At 43.8% G+C, this 21,064-nt stretch carries 18 protein-coding genes; 10 read left to right on the top strand and 8 right to left on the bottom strand.

Annotated features, from left to right (window positions below):
• Nucleotides 1-2: 2 nt before the first annotated feature.
• The 6 genes from EV579_RS15350 to EV579_RS15375 all read left to right on the top strand — a co-directional run bounded on the left by EV579_RS15350 (nt 3) and on the right by EV579_RS15375 (nt 6,375).
• Complete coding sequence (locus tag EV579_RS15350) at nt 3-677, top strand: amino acid ABC transporter permease (protein ID WP_041089072.1); 675 nt, start codon at nt 3-5, stop codon at nt 675-677.
• A gap of 12 nt (nt 678-689) precedes the next feature.
• Complete coding sequence (locus tag EV579_RS15355; RefSeq protein ID WP_087978509.1) at nt 690-1,436, top strand: amino acid ABC transporter ATP-binding protein; 747 nt, start codon at nt 690-692, stop codon at nt 1,434-1,436.
• Between the two features lie 34 nt (nt 1,437-1,470).
• Complete coding sequence (locus EV579_RS15360; RefSeq protein ID WP_133744760.1) at nt 1,471-2,628, top strand: amidohydrolase; 1,158 nt, start codon at nt 1,471-1,473, stop codon at nt 2,626-2,628.
• Nucleotides 2,619-3,953: an MmgE/PrpD family protein gene (locus EV579_RS15365; RefSeq protein ID WP_133744761.1), complete on the top strand. Its 1,335-nt coding sequence runs from the start codon at nt 2,619-2,621 to the stop codon at nt 3,951-3,953. The genes EV579_RS15360 and EV579_RS15365 overlap by 10 nt, the downstream gene beginning before the upstream one ends.
• 312 nt (nt 3,954-4,265) lie before the next feature.
• Nucleotides 4,266-4,958, top strand: coding sequence for a response regulator transcription factor (locus tag EV579_RS15370; protein ID WP_024425529.1), 693 nt, complete (start codon nt 4,266-4,268; stop codon nt 4,956-4,958).
• On the top strand, nt 4,948-6,375 hold the full coding sequence (locus EV579_RS15375) for a sensor histidine kinase (protein ID WP_034622940.1): 1,428 nt from the start codon (nt 4,948-4,950) through the stop codon (nt 6,373-6,375). Before EV579_RS15370 ends, EV579_RS15375 begins: the two co-directional genes overlap by 11 nt.
• A gap of 38 nt (nt 6,376-6,413) precedes the next feature.
• On the opposite strand, the gene EV579_RS15380 is transcribed toward EV579_RS15375, so the two are convergent.
• The 4 genes from EV579_RS15380 to EV579_RS15395 form a co-directional block, all read right to left on the bottom strand.
• Nucleotides 6,414-7,259 carry a GAF domain-containing protein gene (locus tag EV579_RS15380; RefSeq protein WP_025093640.1) on the bottom strand — a complete coding sequence of 282 codons (846 nt, stop codon included), beginning with the start codon at nt 7,257-7,259 and terminating at the stop codon, nt 6,414-6,416.
• A 164-nt stretch (nt 7,260-7,423) separates the two neighbouring features.
• Nucleotides 7,424-8,800 carry an aspartate kinase gene (locus tag EV579_RS15385; protein ID WP_024425532.1) on the bottom strand — a complete coding sequence of 459 codons (1,377 nt, stop codon included), beginning with the start codon at nt 8,798-8,800 and terminating at the stop codon, nt 7,424-7,426.
• A gap of 174 nt (nt 8,801-8,974) precedes the next feature.
• On the bottom strand, nt 8,975-10,411 hold the full coding sequence (locus tag EV579_RS15390) for an MDR family MFS transporter (RefSeq protein ID WP_133744762.1): 1,437 nt from the start codon (nt 10,409-10,411) through the stop codon (nt 8,975-8,977).
• A 16-nt stretch (nt 10,412-10,427) separates the two neighbouring features.
• Nucleotides 10,428-11,294 carry a TetR/AcrR family transcriptional regulator gene (locus EV579_RS15395; protein WP_226340860.1) on the bottom strand — a complete coding sequence of 289 codons (867 nt, stop codon included), beginning with the start codon at nt 11,292-11,294 and terminating at the stop codon, nt 10,428-10,430.
• A 480-nt stretch (nt 11,295-11,774) separates the two neighbouring features.
• Here EV579_RS15395 and EV579_RS15405 point away from each other — a divergent pair, with 480 nt between their 5' ends.
• Entirely contained in the window at nt 11,775-12,086 is a 312-nt protein-coding gene (locus tag EV579_RS15405; protein WP_024425536.1) for an ArsR/SmtB family transcription factor, read from the top strand.
• A 30-nt stretch (nt 12,087-12,116) separates the two neighbouring features.
• Here EV579_RS15405 and gabR read toward each other — a convergent pair whose 3' ends face one another.
• Nucleotides 12,117-13,541 carry a MocR-like transcriptional regulator GabR gene (gene gabR / locus EV579_RS15410; protein ID WP_133744764.1) on the bottom strand — a complete coding sequence of 475 codons (1,425 nt, stop codon included), beginning with the start codon at nt 13,539-13,541 and terminating at the stop codon, nt 12,117-12,119.
• 109 nt (nt 13,542-13,650) lie between these two features.
• Here gabR and gabT point away from each other — a divergent pair, with 109 nt between their 5' ends.
• Genes gabT through EV579_RS15425 form a run of 3 tightly spaced genes read left to right on the top strand, consistent with a single transcriptional unit; the run spans nt 13,651 to nt 17,746 of the window.
• Nucleotides 13,651-14,967 (top strand): 4-aminobutyrate--2-oxoglutarate transaminase, encoded by a 1,317-nt coding sequence (gabT, locus tag EV579_RS15415; protein WP_133744765.1) that lies wholly within the window; start codon nt 13,651-13,653, stop codon nt 14,965-14,967.
• A 21-nt stretch (nt 14,968-14,988) separates the two neighbouring features.
• Nucleotides 14,989-16,377, top strand: coding sequence for an APC family permease (locus tag EV579_RS15420; protein ID WP_133744766.1), 1,389 nt, complete (start codon nt 14,989-14,991; stop codon nt 16,375-16,377).
• A complete protein-coding gene (locus EV579_RS15425; RefSeq protein WP_133744767.1) occupies nt 16,352-17,746 on the top strand; it encodes an NAD-dependent succinate-semialdehyde dehydrogenase in 1,395 nt (464 codons plus the stop codon). Before EV579_RS15420 ends, EV579_RS15425 begins: the two co-directional genes overlap by 26 nt.
• 44 nt (nt 17,747-17,790) lie before the next feature.
• Here EV579_RS15425 and EV579_RS15430 read toward each other — a convergent pair whose 3' ends face one another.
• From EV579_RS15430 to EV579_RS15440, 3 genes are all read right to left on the bottom strand, one after another.
• The gene (locus EV579_RS15430) at nt 17,791-18,387 is read right to left on the bottom strand and encodes an NAD(P)H-dependent oxidoreductase (protein WP_103132452.1); all 597 of its coding nucleotides are present in this window, start codon (nt 18,385-18,387) and stop codon (nt 17,791-17,793) included.
• 179 nt (nt 18,388-18,566) lie between these two features.
• On the bottom strand, nt 18,567-19,181 hold the full coding sequence (locus tag EV579_RS15435) for a YcnI family copper-binding membrane protein (protein ID WP_133744768.1): 615 nt from the start codon (nt 19,179-19,181) through the stop codon (nt 18,567-18,569).
• Nucleotides 19,182-19,196: 15 nt separating this feature from the next.
• Nucleotides 19,197-20,831 (bottom strand): copper resistance CopC/CopD family protein, encoded by a 1,635-nt coding sequence (locus EV579_RS15440; protein ID WP_133744769.1) that lies wholly within the window; start codon nt 20,829-20,831, stop codon nt 19,197-19,199.
• Between the last annotated feature and the right edge of the window lie 233 nt (nt 20,832-21,064).

The raw sequence follows: 21,064 nt of genomic DNA on the forward strand, positions 1-21,064 counted from the left end.
ACATGAACAAAATTGATTGGCAGTATATGGTGACGGTGTTTCCGACATTGCTTCAATACTTGCCGATAACGATCTTCATGGCGATTGTCTCCATGGTATTTGCCATTATCATTGGTGTGGTATTCGCTCTCATTACGAAAAACCGGATACCTGTTTTATACCAATTTGCCAAGCTGTATATTTCTTTCTTCAGAGCGGTTCCAACCTTGGTTCAGCTCTTTCTCATTTATTTTGGTCTCCCGCAGCTATTCCCTGCGATGACCTCAATGGATGCTTTAACAGCGGTCATTATCGGATTAAGTATTAAGAACTCAGCATACTTAGCAGAAATTTTCAGAGCGGCTCTGAACTCAGTGGATGAAGGGCAGCTTGAGGCATGCTTATCTGTCGGTATGACAAGATGGCAGTCTTACGTTAGAATTATTTTCCCGCAGGCCATTAGAAATGCAATTCCAGCGACGGGGAATACCTTTATTGGTCTTTTAAAAGAAACATCTCTTGCTTTTACCATTGGTGTGGCAGAAATGTTTGCACAGGGGAAGATGATTGCATCGGCGAACTATAAATACTTTGAAACCTATTTAGCCGTAGGGATTGTATATTGGGTGCTGACGATTATTTATAGCTTCCTGCAGGACCTGTTTGAACGAAAAATCAGCAAACCTTACCGGAATTAAGGAGGTGTGGACATGATCAAGCTCACCAATTTGAAGAAATCATTCGGCGACCTTGTCGTCTTAGACGGAATCAATCTCGACGTGCAAAAAGGGCAGGTTGTGGCCATTATCGGACCTTCTGGCTCCGGTAAATCCACCTTGCTGCGCTGTTTAAATTTATTAGAAATACCAGATGAAGGCACGATTGAAATTGGCGATGCGAAGCTCGATGCGTCTAAATATTCACGTAAAGAAGCCCATCAGCTGCGTCAACAAACGGCCATGGTGTTTCAAAACTATAATTTATTTAAAAACAAGACAGCACTGCAAAACATTACAGAATCGTTGCTTGTGACGAAAAAAATGACGAAGCAGCAGGCGAATGAAATCGGTATGAAACTGCTGAAGCAGGTAGGGTTAGAGCAAAAGGCTGACAGCTATCCAGTCACATTATCTGGCGGACAGCAGCAGCGGATTGGGATTGCCCGCGCGTTAGCGGTTGATCCACATGCGATTTTGCTGGATGAACCAACGTCAGCGCTTGATCCAGAGCTTGTCTCAGGTGTGCTTCAAGTCATTAAATCCATTGCCATTCAAGAAACAACAATGATCATCGTCACACATGAAATGGCATTTGCAAGAGAAGTGGCAGACCATGTGATTTTCATGGCGGATGGTCATATTATCGAGCAGGGGACGCCAACTGAGCTATTTGATGAAACAAAGAATGAACGAACGAAACGATTTATCCAAAAAGAAGCAGCGGCTGAAGAAGCATAAGCTGCTTTTTATTCTTTAGAGGGGTGAGTGTCTAGTGAAATCAATAGGAAATGAAGCTTTAAACAAACGTTTGATCAACATTCGCCGAGCGCTTCATGAGCATCCAGAGCTGGCGTTTGAAGAATATGAAACGACAAAGAAACTGCGCCGCTGGTTAGAAGAGGAAGGGATCACTGTACTTGATATCCCAGCACTTCAAACAGGCGTTGTCTGTGAAATCAAAGGAGAACAAGAGGGGCCGACAATTGCTTTGAGAGCCGATATTGATGCACTTCCGATTGAAGAGGCATCTGGCGAACCATTTTCTTCAAAGGTACCGGGTAAAATGCATGCATGCGGTCATGATTTCCATACAGCTTCTATTTTTGGCGCGGCTCTTTTATTAAAAGAGCGGAAACATGAGATCAAAGGAACGGTCCGTATTTTGTTCCAGCCGGCTGAGGAAGTTGCTCAAGGGGCGAAACACGTCATAGAGGCAGGCGTTTTAGATGGAGTCGATGCGATTTTCGGTATGCACAACAAGCCTAACCTGCCAGTTGGCACGATTGGCATTAGAGAAAAAGCATTGATGGCGAGTGTGGACCGGTTTGAAATCGATATTAAAGGAACGGGTGGCCACGCCGGTATTCCAAATCACACGGTAGACCCCATAGCCATCAGCGGGCAGATCACAAGCGCCCTTCAGCAAATCGTCAGCCGCCGCATCAGCTCCTTGCATCATGCGGTTGTCAGTATCACACGTATCCAAGGCGGTACATCATGGAATGTCATACCCGACCGTGTTGAGATGGAAGGAACCGTTCGGACGTTTGAGCCTGAAGTAAGAGCGATGATTCCGGAGCTTATGAAACAAATCGTCAGTGGAATTGCAGAAGGATTTGGAGCAGAGGCTGAAGTAAGATGGCATCCTTATTTGCCTTCTGTCATGAATGATGAGCGTCTGACAAAGGTGGTAGAAGAAACGGCTGGCTCACTTGACTTACATGTCGTGCAGGCAGAGCAGTCACCGGGCGGAGAAGATTTTGCTCTTTATCAAGAACGCATCCCAGGCTTTTTTGTATGGATGGGGACTAGTGGTACGAAGGAGTGGCATCACCCTGCGTTTACATTAAATGAAGACGCACTTCCAGTTTCCGCTGCCTTCTTTGCTGAACTTGCCGTTCGGGCATTGGAGTCTCGATCATGGAATTAACAAAACATCTGGCAGAAGCAGTGCTTTCTGCTGATCCGCTACAGGATGAGCGGGCCATTCAAATGGCTAGAAATGGCCTGTTAGACGCTGCAGCATCAGCGCTTGCTGCGAAAGAGGATGAAGGGATCCAAAAGCTGATGCAGCTTGTTGAACAGGAAGGCGGAGCCGCTCAGATTCCTGTCATTGGACAAGGAAAGAAGGTGAGCCGCCAATCTGCAGCAATGCTGAATGGCTACCTCATCCATGCCCTGGATTATGATGATGTGCACTCAGATGTGAGAGGACATCCGAGCGCGGTCATCATTCCAGCGCTGCTATCACAGCTGACAGACGGCAAAGGGTATGGCGAGCGGTTTTTAGCTGCCTACATCACAGGTGTTGAAGTGATGGCAAGACTTGGCGAATCGATCGGTAAGGCGCATTATGAGCGGGGCTGGCATAATACAGGAACACTCGGAGCCATTGCGGCAGTGTGTGCGATTGGCTATTTGAAACAAGTCTCCAAGGAAGAACTGACGAAAGCAATCGGCTTTGCCGGAGCGCAATCAGCCGGAATGCGAAAGCAGTTTGGCTCTGATATGAAACCATTACAAGCCGGCTTAGCTGCTAAAACAGCCGTTTGGTCTATGGATTTAGCTTGTTTAGGTTTTGGCGGGAATGACTCGGTTCTTGATGGCGCGCTTGGTTTCTTTTCACTCTATGGAGATCTGGAACTTGCGAAAAGCCGTTTGCTAGAGGGCTATGGTTCTACATGGCGTATCGTTTCGCCGGGGCTGTGGTTCAAAGTATATCCATTCTGCTCAGCAGCCCACCATGCAGCAGATGCGATCCAATCCTTAATGAAAGAGCGGTCTTTCTTGCCGGAGCAGGTAAAACAGGTCGATGTCATATTCCCGCCAGGCGGAGATGCAGCGCTTATTGAGCGGACACCTTTAACCGGGGAAGAAGGACGATTCAGTGTCGAATACGTCATTGCACTTGCAGTGTTTGGACAGACGCTTACGCTGAATGCCTTTACGAAAAAACACATTCCATCAGACATGCGGACATGGATGAAGCGGGTAAGCAGAGGATATGATCAAACGACAGAACCCCATCCCAATGCTGTTCCAAAAGGACGCTTTACGATTGTGAAGCTCACCTTAACTGACGGCACCACCATGAGCAAGCGGGTTGATATTCCTCAGGGAGCACCAGGCTGTGCGTTATCGAAAGAAGACATCATACAAAAGTTAAGCAGCGTCACAAGCGCATCACAGGCACAGCAGATTTTACAGGCGGTTGAAGAGGAAAACGACACTGCTTATTTGAAGTTGCTGGCATGATAAAAAAGCTCATCGAATAGAGATGAGCTTTTTTAAATAGATCTATCCTATAACTGTCAGGAAGTTCTTTCTCAAAATATATGTAAATGACGCTGTCCTATTTTCAACTAACATCTTGACCATCTTCTGCAATGCCATCATAAAAAAACCTCATGTGATTCACCGCAGTATTAGTTCTTTCAAAAAGTATGAATAAAAGATGACCAAACGATGATAAGTTCTTAAAAACAGTGGAATCCAATTGAGATTTGAAAGGGAACATGTAAAATAAAGCTACATAAAGAAAAACAATGGTAGCAGCGGAGGCTGATCATGAAAATATTAATGATTGAAGATAATCAGAGCGTTTGTACAATGACGGATATGTTTTTTCAACGAGAGGGATTTCAAGCGGAATTCGTTCATGATGGATTAGAAGGATTGAATCGCTTTAAGCAAGAGGAGGATTGGGATCTGCTCATTTTAGATGTCATGCTTCCTTCGATGGATGGTCTGACCATTTGTCAAAAAGTGCGCCAGATCAGTGACATTCCGATTATCATGCTGACAGCCAAGGAAACCGAATCTGATCAGGTGCTTGGTTTTGATCTTGGGGCAGATGATTATGTGACCAAGCCCTTTAGTCCACTAACCTTGATGGCAAGAATTAAAGCGGTGAAACGACGCTTTGCTCATACAACTACTCAAGAAAAGGTGAATGAGGGCGAACGGCTGGAGACAGCACATTTTCAGTTGGATAAAAAAACGAGGGAAGTTTTCCTGGATGGAGAGCGAATAGAGAACCTCACACCGAAAGAATACGATCTGCTGTGCTTTTTTATTCAGCATCCTCGGCAAGTATTTTCACGAGAACAATTGCTTGAGCAAATTTGGGGATACCAATTTTATGGAGATGAACGAACGGTAGATGTTCATATTAAACGGCTGCGTCAAAAAATTGGGGACGGGCCTAAGCCCTTTTTGTATACAGTATGGGGCGTAGGGTATAAGTTCGATGAAGATTAAATATTTTTATCAGCTGCTGATCAGCCACCTTGGGTTATTGCTCATCGCCATTGTCATTATCAGCACTCTTTTATCTCATTTTGTGAAAGATATTGCCTATCAAAACAGAGTGAATGAAATGAGCTCCTATGGGAATGAAATCTTGCAAGATTATAAACGACTCCCTAAAAGCGAGATGACCTTTCGTCTGCGGCCATTTGAAGATATTCTTTCGACGAGGCAAATTCGTTTTTTCGTGTTTGATGAAAAAGGAGATATTCTGTCTCAGCAGCAAGTGATGCCGCCGCATGAAGTATTATTGACAAAGGATTTATGGGCCAAACTCTCAAAAGGAGAGCAAATCATTGTGAAGCGAAGTGATTCACGCCGCCTTGATCAAGAGGCATCACTTGTGGCGCTCCCTGTCATGGAGGATGGAAAGCTAAAGGGCGGAGTTGTCCTTATTGCCCCGATTCAAGGCGCTGAACAGCTCATCGCCCAAATGAATCGTTATCTGTATATCATCGTATTTGTGGCGCTGACGATCACCTTTATTCTCAGCCTGTTCCTCTCTAAATTTCATGTGAACCGCATCAAAAAGTTGAGAGAGGCGACTGAAAAGATTGCGCAAGGTGATTACAACATCAAGCTTGAAAACAAACACCTTGATGAAATTGGCACACTTGGTGAGGATTTTAATATGATGGCCAAGCGTCTTCAGCAATCAAGAGAGGAAATTGACCGGCTCGAAAAGCGCAGACGTCAATTCATCGCAGATGTGTCTCACGAATTGAAAACACCGCTGACCACCATTCGAGGACTGGTGGAATGGCTGAATACTGCGGATGTGTCAGCAGAAGAGAAAGAGAAATGCTACGCCTTAATCACTGATGAGACAAAACGTATGCTGCGCCTCGTCAATGAAAATATGGATTATGAGAAAATTAGATCGAATCAAATTACCCTTCAGAAATTTCATTATCCACTCATTGACACATTTGAAGTGATGAAAGAGCAGCTGAGCCGAATCGCCGAAGAGAAAAACAATCAGCTGATCGTGGACGTTGATCCCGAGTTAAAGGTTTATGCAGATTATGACAGGCTCATTCAAATACTTGTCAATATCACAAAGAACGCGATTCAATTCACAGAAGACGGCCGTATTTACTTAAGAGGAAAACAAGAAAATCAAGAGACGATCATCGAAGTGGAAGACACAGGCATTGGCATTGCGCCAGACGAAGTCAAACACATATGGGAACGTTTTTATAAAGCGGATATCTCAAGAACGAATACACCGTATGGAGAATACGGATTGGGCTTGTCTATCGTGAAGCAGCTTGTGGACCTGCATGAAGGGCATATTGATATGAAAAGTGAAAAAAACAATGGAACGACATTTACCATACGACTGCCGTTTCCAAAAGAAAAAGGCTAAAATGAAGTTCATTTTAGCCTTTTTTGGTGAATCACCACTTATTCATTTTTGGTAAACGTCAACCCAATATGAGCAAGTGCCTGCGGCAAATCTTTCCGGATGGTGATGTCTTTAAACGATATATTGGATTGAATCGCACTTAAAGCAAGGTCTTGCTTAATACCTGTTAAAACTGCCGAAATTCCTAAAAGTCTCAGCGTTTGTGCGTAGCTGACCAAATATTGAATGCTTTGTTCATTCAGGCTTTTGGTTCCCGATACATCAATGACCAAATGAGAGAGCGACAGCCTGTAGCTTTCCTGTAAAATGGTTTCTAAAATATGCTGAGCACGTGTCTCTTCGATATCACCAAGCAGAGGAAGCACAGCGACACCGTCAACAACTGGTACGATCGGTACAGACAATTGCCGAATTTGCCGGTTGGCACGGTCTAGTTCGAGGACATAGCTTAATAATGAAGCCATCGTTTCAAACATATACACATGCTCTTCTGTGAACTGCTTCGGCCTCAAATCAAGTCCGCAAATCGTTCCGTAGTTCGTCCCATCTGTGAAATTAATGGGAACTCCAATAAACGAGCCGCCTTGAAGATTTTTCGTAACCTCTAAGTATTTAAAACGGTCATCCTTCGAAATATCAGGAATCACAAGTGTATCCCGATGATCGACCACAAGCTTGCAAAATGTCTTTTCGTAAGGAAGTTCTTCTCCTTCTTCAAGAAGCTGCTCGTCATGATTTAGCACCTTTACAATTTGATTGGTGTTTTGATCATTTTTAGCAATAAACAGTGTATTCACATCAATGAATTGACTCATCATGTTTAAAATACTAGTAGAAGCATCATGAAAATTGCGAAACTGTTTTAATAGTTGTTGACGAGGCATTGTTTTAGGACTCCTTGTAGCTCCGATCATAGGCCGGAACTGATAGTTGATTTGTCTCTATCATACAAAATCAAACAAGAAATAGATACACTTTAATGCGCAAAAACACTCTGATCGTCGAGATGAAAAAAGACTGCCGATCCAAAGATCTGGCAGCCTTCTGATTAAAGAGAGACAGGGACAGTAGACATAGAGAAAAATTCCTCATACAAGGCTTGAACAGCTTCTTTTTCTTGAGCCGCTTTGACGCCAAACATCATGCTGACCTCTGAAGAGCCTTGATTGATCATTTCAATATTGACCTTGGCTTTTGACAGCGCCTTTGCCGCTCTTGCTGTTGTGCCAACATTATGACGCATCGCTTCTCCTACAACCATAATCAGCGAAAGATTTCGCTCTAAAACGACCTCATCTGCATCAAGCACGACCTTCAAGCGGTCTAGCAGCTCCTCTTCGATATGCTGCTCCTCCAGCTGATCCTGACGTAAAATAATGGTCATATCATCAATGCCAGAAGGAACATGCTCATACGTAAGCCCATACTCTTCTAGTGTTTGCAGCACCTTTCGTCCAAAACCGACTTCTCTGTTCATCAAATATTTACTAATGTAAATACTACAAAATCCATTGTCTGAGGCGATTCCAACAACAGGTCCATTTGTATGGTCCCGCTGATTTACGATTTTTGTCCCTTTTGCCGACGGGTTGTTGGTGTTTTTAATCTGAACCGGAATGCCTGCACGGAAGGCTGGAATAAGTGCTTCATCATGGAAGACAGAAAAACCAGCATAGGACAGCTCGCGCATTTCCCGGTATGTCAGCTCTGTAATCTCTTTCGGTTCATGAACAATCGTTGGATTGACGGCATAGACAGCATCGACATCTGTAAAGTTTTCATATACATCTGCCTTCAAACCGTTCGCTAAAATGGAGCCGGTAATATCTGAGCCGCTTCGCGAAAAGGTGACGATGTCTCCCGCGAGACTAAAGCCAAAAAAGCCAGGGAATATAATAATGCCAGAGCGCTCTCTTAATTTGTACAAATGATCATAAGACTCCGGCAGAACTTGTGCTTGGCCAGGCTCATCGCTCACAAACAAACCAGCTTCCTTTGGATTCACATAATGAGCTTCTACACCCTGGTGGCGGAAATAGGCGGCAATGAGCTTAGCGTTATTGTCTTCACCGCTTGCTTTAATGGCATCAAGATAGCACTCAGGGCGGGATGAATCAGCCTGTAATAATGTGTCTAGATCTTGCCTGATGGTATCGATAATGTCTTGACCTAATCCGAGTTCATCCGCTATTGAGGCATACCTCTCAATGACTGCTTCCTTTAAATCATGTGCTTCGCCTAAACGTAAATATTGTTCACCGCAGCTAATTAATAGATCGGTGACCTTTGTATCCGTTGAATGCCGTTTTCCTGGTGCGGAAACAACGACTGCTTTTCGAGCTGGATCTGCTGTTACAATGTCAAATACCTTTTGCAGCTGCTTGCCAGATGCAAGTGAACTGCCACCAAATTTAACGACCTTCAATGCATACATCTCCTATAGTAAAAATTTTCTCACAAATTGAATAGTTCCTATTATCAACTCTTTTCTTTAAATTATCAAGGTTTTTCTTCACTAGAAATACAAATGTGTTTACAGAGAGGACGATATTGTCTGAGTATATGAAAAAAGAGCCGGCCATATGCCGAGCTCTTTTTCTTATGAAGAAGACGAGGAGGAAGATAGCTCCTGCTTCATCACTTTATTCTCACGTTTTTTTTCCTTTAAGAAAAAGGAGAGGACGAGACCAATGACGGCAATCAGACCAGAAATGAAAAATGACGTATTCATTCCATGAACGGCCGATTTTAATGGATTGGTCAATTCTGCATTTGCAGCAGAGCTGCTCATGATAGAGACAAGCACAGCCGTTCCAATGGAACCGCCTACTTGTCTCATCGTGTTATTCATCGCTGTCCCATGAGGGATCAAATGAGGCGGTAAAGAGTTAATACCTGCGGTTGTCAGCGGCATCATGATCATCCCAACCCCGATTAACCGAAGCGTGTAGGCGACCGTAATGAGGGCGATCGATGAATCAAGGGTGAGCAGCATAAATGGCAGGGTGGTAACGGTGAGTATCGTAAATCCGCCTAATGCCAGCCCTTTTCCGCCGACTTTATCAAAAATCCGTCCAATAATCGGTGACAGGAGTCCCATGAAGAGAGCACCTGGCAATAAGATAAGCCCTGTATCAAGTGCAGACAGCCCTCTGACATTCTGCGTATAAAGCGGCAGAATCGTCTCTGTCCCAATTAATAAAGCAAAGACAAGCATGCCGAGGAAGGTTGTTAAGCTAAAGATCGCAAATTTAAATACGCCAAACTCCAGCATCGGTCTTGTTAAGTTCGACTGGCGCAGGATAAAGAAGAACAAGCTCACGGCGCCGACAATCAGCGAAATGAGAACAGTCGCACTCGTCCATCCATACGTGCCGACACTAGAAAATCCGTAAAGCAGCCCGCCGAAACCGAACGACGACAAGATGACAGATAAGACATCAATACGTGTTTCTCTTTGCTGCGTCACATTTTTCATTAAGAAGAAAGCAAGAATGAGATCAATGATACCGATTGGCAGAACAATATAGAACAAGAACTTCCAGCTGAAGGAATCAACAATCCAGCCGCCAAGTGTTGGCCCAAGCGCAGGTGCGAACGAGATGACAAGTCCGACCATGCCCATTGCCTGCCCGCGTTTTTCTTTCGGGAAAATGGTTAAAAAGATCGTTTGCATCAGCGGCATTAAAATCCCTGCGCCTGCTGCCTGTACGATACGCGCTGCAAGTAACACCGGGAAATTCGTTGCAAATGAAGCAAGAATTGTACCGGCTGTAAAGATGCTAAGTGCCGTTAAAACTAAAGAACGGCTTGAAAATTTCTCAATGAGGAAAGCCGTAATGGGGATGAGAATCCCGTTTGTCAGCATAAAGGCTGTTGTAAGCCACTGTCCTTTGCTGACCTCAATATTGAAATCTTCCATGATATGCGGGATCGCTGGAATGAGAAGCGTTTGGTTTAAAATCGCAACGAATGCCCCAACGAGGAAAATCCCAACAATCACAGATCGATTATACGATGTAGTTGATTGGTTCATGTTATCCCTTCTTTATCTATAAAATGATGTTTTTCAGCTGTGACACGTTTTGTGATAAAACGCTGTTTTTGCCTAAATAATCGAGCAGTGAGCTGACTAAAAAGGTTCTCGGTTCATCCTTTGATAATTCTTGATTGAGCAGCTCATAAGCAGAGAGGAGATCGTCCTTTTCTTCTCCGTTTGACAGTGCGTGAAGCTCTTGTTTGATCTTCGATAAGTACGAGATGACAAGTTTTTCTTCATCATATCCGTCCTGTGAGGAAAACAAATAAGAGTCCATGAGCTGATCTGTTAACACAGGCTCAATTGAGCAAGGCTTTTTCGATACACGGTCCATCACACCGATAATCATCTCAGCAGCATTTTCTAATTTGATGTTCTTGTGCTCAATCGCCAGCATTAAGATGAATTCTCTCATTAATCCATTGAGAACAATCACGAGATCCCAGACATAAGGAGCGACAGATTCACCATAGGTGCTCAAAATAATGTCTTTGTGCCGCTGCATGATAATGGAGCGTGTCTCGCGTAAGTGTTTAATGACAATAGGCGAATGCTGAGAAAAAGCTTCAAAGGACAGCATGTTCAAAAATTTATGATTCTCTTTAAACTCTTCAAGCTCAAGCTTGATCTTCTTTGTGAATTTTTCCTTTTTGGACAGCGTCGTTTCTGAATGAATGATGCGGGAAATCTCTCTCATTTTGCGCTGATTGTATTTAATCAGTTCTAGTAGAAGAGCTTCCTTTGAATCAAACAGTTTATAAATAGACGCTTTTGATATTTTACAGGCATCGGCAATTGACTGCATGGAGACACTCATATAGCCTTTTTGAGAAAATAATTTCTTTGAAACCCGCAAAATCTCTTCTTGCTTTTCGTTCATCTTCATAAGTCCTTTCCGAATCGGCAAAACCATATGGTCACAATGGAAACCGAGTGGTCACTTTTGCTATGATAACAAAACCAATGACCCATGACAAGAAAATGAACTTAAAAAAATACCCGTCTGCATGACAGGTATTTTATCCTTCCGCATGTGCGGTATATATTTTTGTTTTGCCGTGAAGTTCGACGACCAACATGTCTTCTCTCTCTTTCACAGAGTAAATAGCGGCCCCTTTTTGCAGCCTAGAAGCTGTACCATGTTCAAAATTTTTGGCGGCTGTTTTCTGAATGACACCTACTTGCTGATGTTTTGTGACGTGTAAGGATGTCGTCCAATCTACATTTGTTTCATAGACCGTTCCTTCCCTTCAGACAGTCTCATGAATAATGGACGTTTGTGAAGTCATATCGTTACTTGACTAGTCAGCTTCAGGTGAATGAGATTGTATGTTGGCACAAAATACGATACATTTATTGTATGACGAATCCAAACCATCCAAACAAAGAAGATATGAGATTGATTTCTGTGCTGCACGCATTGGCTGATCCAATCCGGTTAGAAATTGTCCGCTGCTTAGCGGAAGCGGGGGAGAGGACATGCGGCACGTATGAGATGAATATTGCCAAATCCACGCTTTCCCATCACTTCAAAGTGCTGAGGGAGGCAGGCGTCGTGAAAGTGAGAATTGACGGGAAGCACCGTTACTATTCTTTAAGAAAAGAAGACATCGAGACCGCTTTTCCTGGACTCATGTCATCGATTCTAGCTATAGATAAAGAACGGTGGTAAGCCAGCTGTCGTGAAGAGCAGCTGGCTGTTTTATTTCCCGAAAATGGCGTCATACAGCCGTTTTACTGCCGGCTGAATATCCTCTCGCCTCATATGTGAGAAGCCGAGGACGAGCGGGACAAAGCCTGGCTGATGCCCCGGCAATTGCTCATCAAGGGTAAAACGATCCATTCCGTACATTTTCAGCTTCCTTTCTTTCGCTCGCTGTAAAATCTCATGCTGCGTTCGATTTGAGCGGAACTCTGCGATAAAATGAAGCCCGGCATTTTCTCCAATAATCCGCACATTGTCAGCAAAAATCGTATTGAGCTCTTCAATAAGCTGCTTCCGTTTTTCCTCATATAAACCATTCATTCTTTTAATATGCCGTTGATACGCCCCATCTTTTATAAAATGAAGAAGGGTGTATTGTGTAAAAAGATTAGCTGTTTGAATGAAAAAATGCTGTTCCTCCTTATAGCGTCTCAATAAATGCTGAGGCAGCACCATATAGCTTAGCCGCAAGCCGGGCAGCAATGATTTTGAAAAGGTGCCCATATAAATGACTTTGTCATATCGATCAAGACTTTGCAGCGCCGGAATGCTGTCTGTGCCATATTTAAATTCACTGTCATAATCATCCTCAATGATATAACGGTCTGGCTGATCAGCTGCCCAGTTTAACAGCTGTATGCGCCGGGAAATCGGCATAATCACCCCTGTTGGAAATTGATGTGAAGGGGTAATGATCAACACATTTGGCTGTTTCTTATGAATGTCGCTCATCCGCACACCTTTTTGGTCAATGCCAATCGTTTCAATTTGTTGATGATTGTTTTTCAGCATTTGATAGAGCCGGCGGTAGCCAGGGTTTTCTAACCCATATATTTGATCGGCCGGAAGAATGCTTGATAACGAATGGATCAGTGACTGTGTGCCTGCACTTAAAATGAGCTGTTCTGGGTAGCATTTGACCCCTCGTGCAAGTCCGATCAATCGGGCAATCGTTTCCCGCAGTTCATACACACCTTGTGGATGCGGAAGCTCACCGAAGGCTTCTTGGTGGAGATGGATCGCCTTTTGTTCACTTTTCAGCCAGCTTTTAAACGGAAAGTTCGCTGTATCGACGGAGATATGTGAAAAGGAATACCAGTCGTCTCGTGCAATCGGTTCTTCCTTTAAATCTACAGGAAGAGAAGAGGGTTTCAGCTGACCAGATTCATGAAATGTTTCTAGTGATTCCACGAAAAAACCTTTGCGTTCAACCGAATATAAATATCCCTCAGCAAGCAGCTGCTGATAGGCGCCATTCACTGAATTAACGCTGACGTTTAATGTATCGGCTAACTCTCGTTTAGATGGTAATTGATCGTGTGGCTGCAGGTTGCGATTTAAGATTTCTTCTTTAATTTTCATATAAATTTGATGATAAATATATCCGTTTCGTCCTGTTTGGTCTAGTTGAATTGTCAGCATCTCACTATTCCATCCTCTCTGGTACCATGAAAAAAATGATATTGGTACTTTCTATCATACCAAAAAATATTCAGAATAATAAAAAAGGATATAAAGGGGATGGATGACAATGAGTCAAACGACAACAAACCGTTTTTCAACCGAAGAATGGCAAGGGAAAAGAGATCAATACGTCGCAAGAGGCGTGAGTAATGGCAACCGTCATCTTGCAGCGAAGGGGAAAGGAGCCGAGCTGTTCGATATTGATGGGAAACGATTTATCGATTTTGCAGGCGCCATTGGCACATTAAACGTAGGACATTCACATCCAAAGGTTGTGGAAGCAGTCAAAGCACAGGCAGATAGCCTGATTCACCCAGGATTCAACGTGATGATGTACGAATCGTATATCGAATTGGCAGAGAAGCTGTGCCATCTCACACCAGGGGATCATGATAAGAAAGCCATTTTTCTTAATTCAGGTGCAGAAGCTGTTGAAAATGCGGTGAAAATTGCACGTAAATATACGAAAAGACAGGCCGTTGTGTCGTTTACAAGAGGTTTTCACGGCAGAACGAATATGACAATGAGCATGACGAGCAAGGTCAAGCCATATAAATTTGGCTTCGGGCCATTCGCATCTGAGGTGTACCAAGCACCGTACCCTTATTACTATCAAAAACCTGAAGGATTAAGCGATGCTGCTTACGACGAGTACATCATTGATCAATTCAATCAATTCTTCGTCGCAGCCGTTGCACCAGAAACCGTTGCTTGTGTGGTCATGGAACCAGTCCAAGGGGAGGGCGGATTCATTGTGCCATCGAAGCGCTTCGTTCAGCATGTCGCTTCCTTCTGTCAGCAGCACGGGATTGTCTTTGTTGCAGATGAAATCCAAACCGGTTTTGCGAGAACAGGGAAATACTTTGCGATTGAGCACTTTGATGTGGTACCGGACTTAATTACTGTGTCAAAATCTCTTGCTGCGGGCTTACCGCTGAGCGGAGTCGTTGGCAGAAAAGAAATGCTTGATGCGGCAGATCCAGGGGAGCTTGGGGGAACATATGCAGGAAGTCCGTTAGGCTGTGTAGCTGCACTGGCTGTCCTTGATATCATTGAAACAGAACAACTGAATCAACGATCTGAACATATTGGGCAAGTCATTGAGGACAAAGCAAATGAATGGAGACAGGCGTATCCATTCATTGGGGAAGTCCGCCGGTTAGGGGCAATGGCGGCAATTGAAATTGTGGAAGATCAAACAACGCGTACACCGGATAAGAAAACAGCCGCAGCGATTGCAGCATATGCAAATGAGCACGGGCTGCTTCTTTTAACGGCAGGGATTAATGGGAATATCATTCGCTTCTTAACACCACTTGTCATCACAGATGAGCTGCTTCACGAAGGACTAGGGATTATCGAGGACGCCTTCAAAGCACGCTAAACAACAAAGGGGGATGGTTGTATGCAAAAACAACAAATGGCAAAAACGATGTCGCAGTCTGACGTGCTGTTTTTGTCCATTGGTGCAATGCTTGGCTGGGGCTGGGTTGTACTTTCGGGAGATTGGATTTTAACAGCTGGATTTTTAGGCAGTGTGATTGCTTTCGTTATAGGCGGTATTCTCGTCATCTTTATCGGACTTACGTATGCTGAGCTTTCGTCTGCGATGCCAGAGACAGGCGGAGGGCTCGTTTTTGTCCAGCGGGCATTTGGGATGAAAGCAGCGTTCGTCTCAGCATGGGGCGTATTATTTGGTTATGTGTCTGTGATTACGTTTGAAGCAGTCGCCTTGCCGACTGTCATTGATTATGTGATTCCAACACAGCATGCTGGCTTCTTATGGAATATAGGAGGATGGGACGTTTATTTCACATGGGTATTGATTGGATCTGGCGGGGCATTGTTTTTAACAGCGCTGAATTACATTGGAGCGAAGCCTGCTGCCATTTTTCAATCCGTGTTCACAGTGGCGATTATTCTGACAGGTTTTCTCCTTTTAGGCGGCGCAACATTTAATGGAGATTTTGCAAACCTTGAGCCGATGTTTCAAGGCGGGGTTGGCGGTCTTATGGCGGTGTTAGTCATGATTCCCTTTTTATTCGTTGGGTTTGATGTCATTCCGCAAGTAGCGGCGGAGATTAACGCACCAAAAAAAATCATTGGGAGAATCTTGATTATCTCCATCGTGAGCGCGGTCATTTTTTATCTGCTTATTGTCTTTGGGGTAGCAGCTGGGCTGTCAAAAGGACAGCTCGAAGCTTCTTCATTAGCAACAGCAGATGCGATGGTACAGCTTCTCGGTCATCAAGCGTTTGGAACAGTGCTGGTTATTGGCGGTGTAGCAGGAATTGTGACGAGCTGGAATGCTTTTATTATCGGTGCAAGCCGTATTCTATATGCAATGGCGGAAAGAGGTATGATTTCCAAATGGTTTGCGTATATTCATCCAAAGTATAAAACACCGACAAATGCTATTTTATTTCTTGGTGCTTTGGCTTTTTTTGCTCCATTACTAGGGCGCCCTGCCCTCGTATGGATTGTCAATGCGGGCGGTGTAGGAATCATCGTCGGGTACTTAATCGTGTCCATTGCCTTTATGAGACTTCGGAGAACAGAACCTGAGCTGGAGCGTCCATACAGCATTAAATATTGGCGGACGACAGGTGTTTTAGCCATCGGACTGAGTCTTCTTTTCCTTTCATTTTACTTTCCAGGAATGCCGGCTTCCTTATCGTGGCCAGCTGAATGGATATTGCTTTTAGGTTGGGTACTCATTGGGTATATACTATATGTAATGAATCCAAGAACGAAGGAGACGGTAGAGCATGACAAACGAACTCAAAGTATATAATCCTGCAACAGGAGAAGAAATTGCTTCAGTTGCTCAGCATACAAAAGAACAGATCGAAGACGCAATTTCCCGTTCACACAAAGCATTCAAATCATGGGCAAAAACGTCAGCGCATGAACGTGCCAATATCATTCGCAAGTGGTTTGATCTGATGATTGAGCATAAAGAAAGGCTTGCGAAAATCATCACAGAAGAAAACGGAAAGCCGTATCAAGAAGCATTAGGAGAAATCGTCTATGCGGCTGGTTATATTGAATGGTACGCAGAAGAAGCAAAGCGAATCTACGGCAGAACCATCCCGTCACATACGACAAGCAAACGCCTTTTCGTCACAAAACAGCCAGTTGGTCCTGTTGCTGCCATTACTCCGTGGAATTTCCCTGCGGCGATGATTACGAGAAAGGCAGCTCCTGCGCTTGCAGCAGGCTGTACGTTTATTGTAAAACCTGCTGAAGACACACCGCTGACAGCCATTGAACTAGTAAAATTAGGTCATGAAGCTGGCATTCCAAAGGATGCACTGCAATGGGTTGTGGGAGACGGCAAAGAAGTGGGTGAAATCTTCACAGATAGTCCATTGATTCGAAAAATCACGTTTACAGGCTCAACGCCCGTCGGAAAGCATTTGATCAAAAACAGTGCCAGCACAGTCAAACACGTATCAATGGAGCTTGGCGGTCATGCTCCGCTCATCGTAGACAAGGATGCGAATCTTGAACTAGCTGTCAAACAGGCAGTGGCATCTAAGTTCCGGAATGCAGGACAAACCTGTGTCTGTGCCAACCGCTTAATTGTGCATGAAGACATTCATGAAGCATTTGCGCAAAGCTTCAGCAAAGAAGTAGAAAAGATGAAAGTAGGCAATGGCTTTGAAGAAGGCACATCTATTGGTCCAATTATCAACAAGCGCGGCTTTGATAAAATTGTCGGTCAAATTCAAGATGCTGTGGATAAAGGGGCGAAAGTTCTTGTTGGCGGCGATACGCATTTCGACGATGACAAATCATATTATTTTGTCCAGCCAACGGTTCTTACACATGTGGATCCTTCGATGAACATCATGCATGAAGAGACATTTGGTCCAGTGGCACCAATTACGACATTCAAAACGTTAGACGAGGCAATTGAATTAGCCAACGATACACCTTTTGGCCTTGCAGCTTATTTCTTTACAGAAAATTATCGGAACGGGCTCTACATTTCAGAACATCTCGATTATGGGATTATTGGCTGGAATGATGGCGGTCCATCGGCTGTTCAAGCACCTTTTGGCGGTATGAAAGAGAGCGGAATTGGCCGAGAAGGCGGCATCGAAGGAATCGAACCTTATTTAGAAACAAAATATGTATCCATTGGTTTAGACGAATAAACGTGAAAAAGACTGTCAGAGGAATCTCGGCAGTCTTTTTTATGTTAAACAGCCGGCGGAAAAAGCTGATCCACCGTTTCTTTCGTTTCTTTCAAAATTTCATGTATGTAATCTGCAGATGCCTGCTCCATGCTGCTGAACAAAAGCCGTTCGACAGGCTGAACGCCAATAAAATTGAAGACTTCAGTATCGGTTGTCATGTGATGAGAGGAGCTGAAGACCTTATTGGAATCAAGAAAAGTCCTCGGTGCATCGTGGGTGTTGATAATGACACCTTTTTTGTGCCGAAGCAAATTTTCAATCTCTCCATCCTCACTGATCTGATAAGCAAAACCTTCAGAAAACACGCGCTCTACATATCCTTTTAGCATAGCCGGCAAGCCTGTCCACCATATTGGAAAAATAAACGTCAGCACATCCGCTTGCTGAATCAGCGTCTGCTCTCTTTGAATAGCGATTGGGACATCACCGCATTTGATGGCAGCCTTTTCTGCAAGGGTGAGCTCTGGCGAAAAACCAAGGGCATAGACATCACGAACAGTCACTTTATGACCATTGTTCAATAGAGTGCTCACAACAAGATCTAATAAAGTTTGATTTAAGCTTTGCTGGGGATGAGCAAATATGATTACATGGTTCATCTCATAGCCTCCTATGTGGTCATCTGTCTCATTATGTCACGCGGCTTTATCCTATTCAATCCTATATTGGTAATAACAAGTTGGGAAAATGGAAAATAATTGATTTCTAATAAAAAAAAACAGTCTGTGGTGCAAGAAAAAGCGATCGTTTCCGAGAAAACGATCGCTCAATACAGCTTTTATTTCTTTCTAAAAGCAAGTCCAAGTGCAATCAGTGCCACGACTAGAGCAGCAATGGACAGACCAAGGACAAGTGGTGAGGAAGAAGCAGGGGCTGTTTCAGAGGCCTTCTCTTCTTTTGGTTTTTCCTGGCCATGTGAATCCGTTACAGTATTAGATGCCACAATGTTTGTGATGGAATGAGGTTTATCAGCATCTTTATCGCCAGTCCATTCAACGACCGTTCCATCCTTATAATATTGATATGCATCCCATGCAGCTTCACCAGCTTTTTCAGGGTTTTTCGCTACAAAAACGAATTGCTGGAATTGTCCAGCAAGCACACCTTTACCTGTTGCTTCCCAAGTCACTCTTGTTACCTTGCCATCTTTCTCTTCAGTTGACGTTTTCCAGCCAGGTACTGGCTCATATTGCTGGAATTCTACGCCTTTAGGTATTGACAAGACAACCTTTGTCGTCGGGCTGTCACTCTCAGAAGGAACCTTTAATGTATAGGTCTCCCAAGCATTTGTCGCAGACGTATCAGGTTTGACTGTTACGTGTGCACTCACAGGAATCGCCAATAAAAATGAAGCGAGAAGCATTGGTAATAAAGCTTTAACGTATTTTTTCATATGTGATAACTCCTTTTAGTTTCTTCTAATAAATGTGGTATCGATATTCTTGAAAGAACCAGTTAACGCATGGATTTCAATTTTCCATGTGCCTTTTTCATTTAATAAGAGATTTTCAGCAGAGAAATGACCATTTTTTAATCGTTTCAGCTGGAATTCACTCGGTGTCTCATCACCGAATAAAGCCACCTTATGGATCTTGGCTGTTACAGATTGAATATCAGTGATCGTTTCGCCATTCTTCTTTGTAAATGCCACTTCGAATGAGTTTTTCCCCGGGGCATTCGGGGTAATGCTCAAGGACACAATATCACGATGCTCGACCTGATTTGCACCAAAGAAGGGCTCAGGTGCAGGCGGAGGAGGGCTCGGAATATTGGTAAAGACAGCTGTTAATAACAAAATGGCGATCCCGATCATCCATTCGGCTCGTAAGGAAATGCTGCGTTTCTGCTTCTTTTCCCATCTCAGCATTAAGTAATGCATAAGCCCAAGAAGGCCCATGATGATAAATAAACCAAGCTTGATTAAAAAGGTGCGTCCGTATGCTGATTGGAAAAGAGCGTCAAACGATTGCAAAATAAAGATGGCATTCACAAATCCTGAAAACACAATGAGTCCAACAGAGAGCAGTGCCCAAGGATGAAATGCTGCTAGCGTACTCCGAATGAGCGGCTGATCTTCATTTGGCAGTTTCTTCATCAATAGAAGGACAATGGCTGTTAAACCACCGACCCAAATCGAAGCAGAGACGAGATGGATGAAATCAAGTGATGTTGTGAGTATTTTATTGTCTGTTGCGGCTGGATGTCCGATTTGTGCCTTCAGCCAAAGAAGCACTATGAAGAGAAGCAGTGGAAACAGCCAAACCCGAAAAGAAGAGAAATCCCCTTTTCTCACCGCCACAATCGTCCAGATGGTGAGAAGAACAAATGACGCCATAAGCATCATCCACAGACTACCGCCAGAAGTGGACGCAATCGTTTCTTGTAAAAGCGAAGGCTGAAATGCCCCCCAAAAGGACACATCTGCCGCTGATTTTGTCTGAATCGGCAGCTGGAACACAAGTGCTCCGCCCATCATCATCAATGACACGGTCAAAAGCCGCTTCATTCGTTTCGCCAATACAGGTGAAATCGCAGTCTTAAACCAAAGCAGTCCAAACAAAATGGTCCCAAGGAATAAGCTGAATGACGTATAAAGAAAGGCTTTATCAATAGTTGAGGCCACATCAATGGATTCATTCGTTTGACCTTGCTCTAATTGGTCAAAACCGCCATCCGCTTTTCCAATACTAAACGGAATCATGCCAGAGACAGAATGTCCGTCCGCTGATACTGCATTCCACTGGATGGTGTAAATACCTTTTGGTAAATTCTTTTTCAAAGCCGCTTCCATGATCTTTTGATCTTTAATGACCGTATCTCCTTTATCCACACGATCACCTTTTGCATTTAGCACCTTAATGGCATGAAATCCGCTTTCAATCCCTTCACTAAATGTGATCGAGACTGAAGGAGGCTGCTGATCCAGCTCTTCATTTGCAGCCGGATTTGAGCTCACGACGTATGCGTGAGCAAATGCTTCCTTTGGAATGAAAAAAGCGAACATGACCATAAGAAGCAGAAGCCACTTACTATTTTTAAACAAGATGAATAACCGCCTTTCTACCTATGAAAATGTCTCATGTATCAGAAAGAAAGCGGCAGTAAACTGTGAGTCACAGAAAAAACCGCTCTTCCTATTGTACCGCCCTCTCTAAAAGGTAAACGAAACAAACAGCAAGATGGTTCACTTTTTCTGTGTCATGTCTGCGCAGACATTTCTCAATTGAATAGGTTTGATCAATTATAAGCCTATTCGATTTAAGAAGAGGAAACAAG

The sequence above is a fragment of the Bacillus sp. BK450 genome (assembly GCF_004364885.1).
GTDB lineage: Bacteria > Bacillota > Bacilli > Bacillales > Bacillaceae > Bacillus > Bacillus safensis.

Excerpts from the sequence above, each read along its gene's own strand:
- EV579_RS15350 (WP_041089072.1), top strand. The coding sequence starts at position 3 with ATGAACAAAATTGATTGGCAGTATATGGTGACGGTGTTTCCGACATTG.
- EV579_RS15355 (WP_087978509.1), top strand. The coding sequence starts at position 690 with ATGATCAAGCTCACCAATTTGAAGAAATCATTCGGCGACCTTGTCGTC.
- EV579_RS15365 (WP_133744761.1), top strand. The coding sequence starts at position 2,619 with ATGGAATTAACAAAACATCTGGCAGAAGCAGTGCTTTCTGCTGATCCG.
- EV579_RS15370 (WP_024425529.1), top strand. The coding sequence starts at position 4,266 with ATGAAAATATTAATGATTGAAGATAATCAGAGCGTTTGTACAATGACG.
- EV579_RS15375 (WP_034622940.1), top strand. The coding sequence starts at position 4,948 with ATGAAGATTAAATATTTTTATCAGCTGCTGATCAGCCACCTTGGGTTA.
- EV579_RS15380 (WP_025093640.1), bottom strand. The coding sequence starts at position 7,259 with ATGCCTCGTCAACAACTATTAAAACAGTTTCGCAATTTTCATGATGCT.
- EV579_RS15390 (WP_133744762.1), bottom strand. The coding sequence starts at position 10,411 with ATGAACCAATCAACTACATCGTATAATCGATCTGTGATTGTTGGGATT.
- EV579_RS15395 (WP_226340860.1), bottom strand. The coding sequence starts at position 11,294 with ATGAACGAAAAGCAAGAAGAGATTTTGCGGGTTTCAAAGAAATTATTT.
- EV579_RS15405 (WP_024425536.1), top strand. The coding sequence starts at position 11,775 with ATGACGAATCCAAACCATCCAAACAAAGAAGATATGAGATTGATTTCT.
- gabR (WP_133744764.1), bottom strand. The coding sequence starts at position 13,541 with ATGCTGACAATTCAACTAGACCAAACAGGACGAAACGGATATATTTAT.
- gabT (WP_133744765.1), top strand. The coding sequence starts at position 13,651 with ATGAGTCAAACGACAACAAACCGTTTTTCAACCGAAGAATGGCAAGGG.
- EV579_RS15420 (WP_133744766.1), top strand. The coding sequence starts at position 14,989 with ATGCAAAAACAACAAATGGCAAAAACGATGTCGCAGTCTGACGTGCTG.
- EV579_RS15425 (WP_133744767.1), top strand. The coding sequence starts at position 16,352 with ATGACAAACGAACTCAAAGTATATAATCCTGCAACAGGAGAAGAAATT.
- EV579_RS15430 (WP_103132452.1), bottom strand. The coding sequence starts at position 18,387 with ATGAACCATGTAATCATATTTGCTCATCCCCAGCAAAGCTTAAATCAA.
- EV579_RS15435 (WP_133744768.1), bottom strand. The coding sequence starts at position 19,181 with ATGAAAAAATACGTTAAAGCTTTATTACCAATGCTTCTCGCTTCATTT.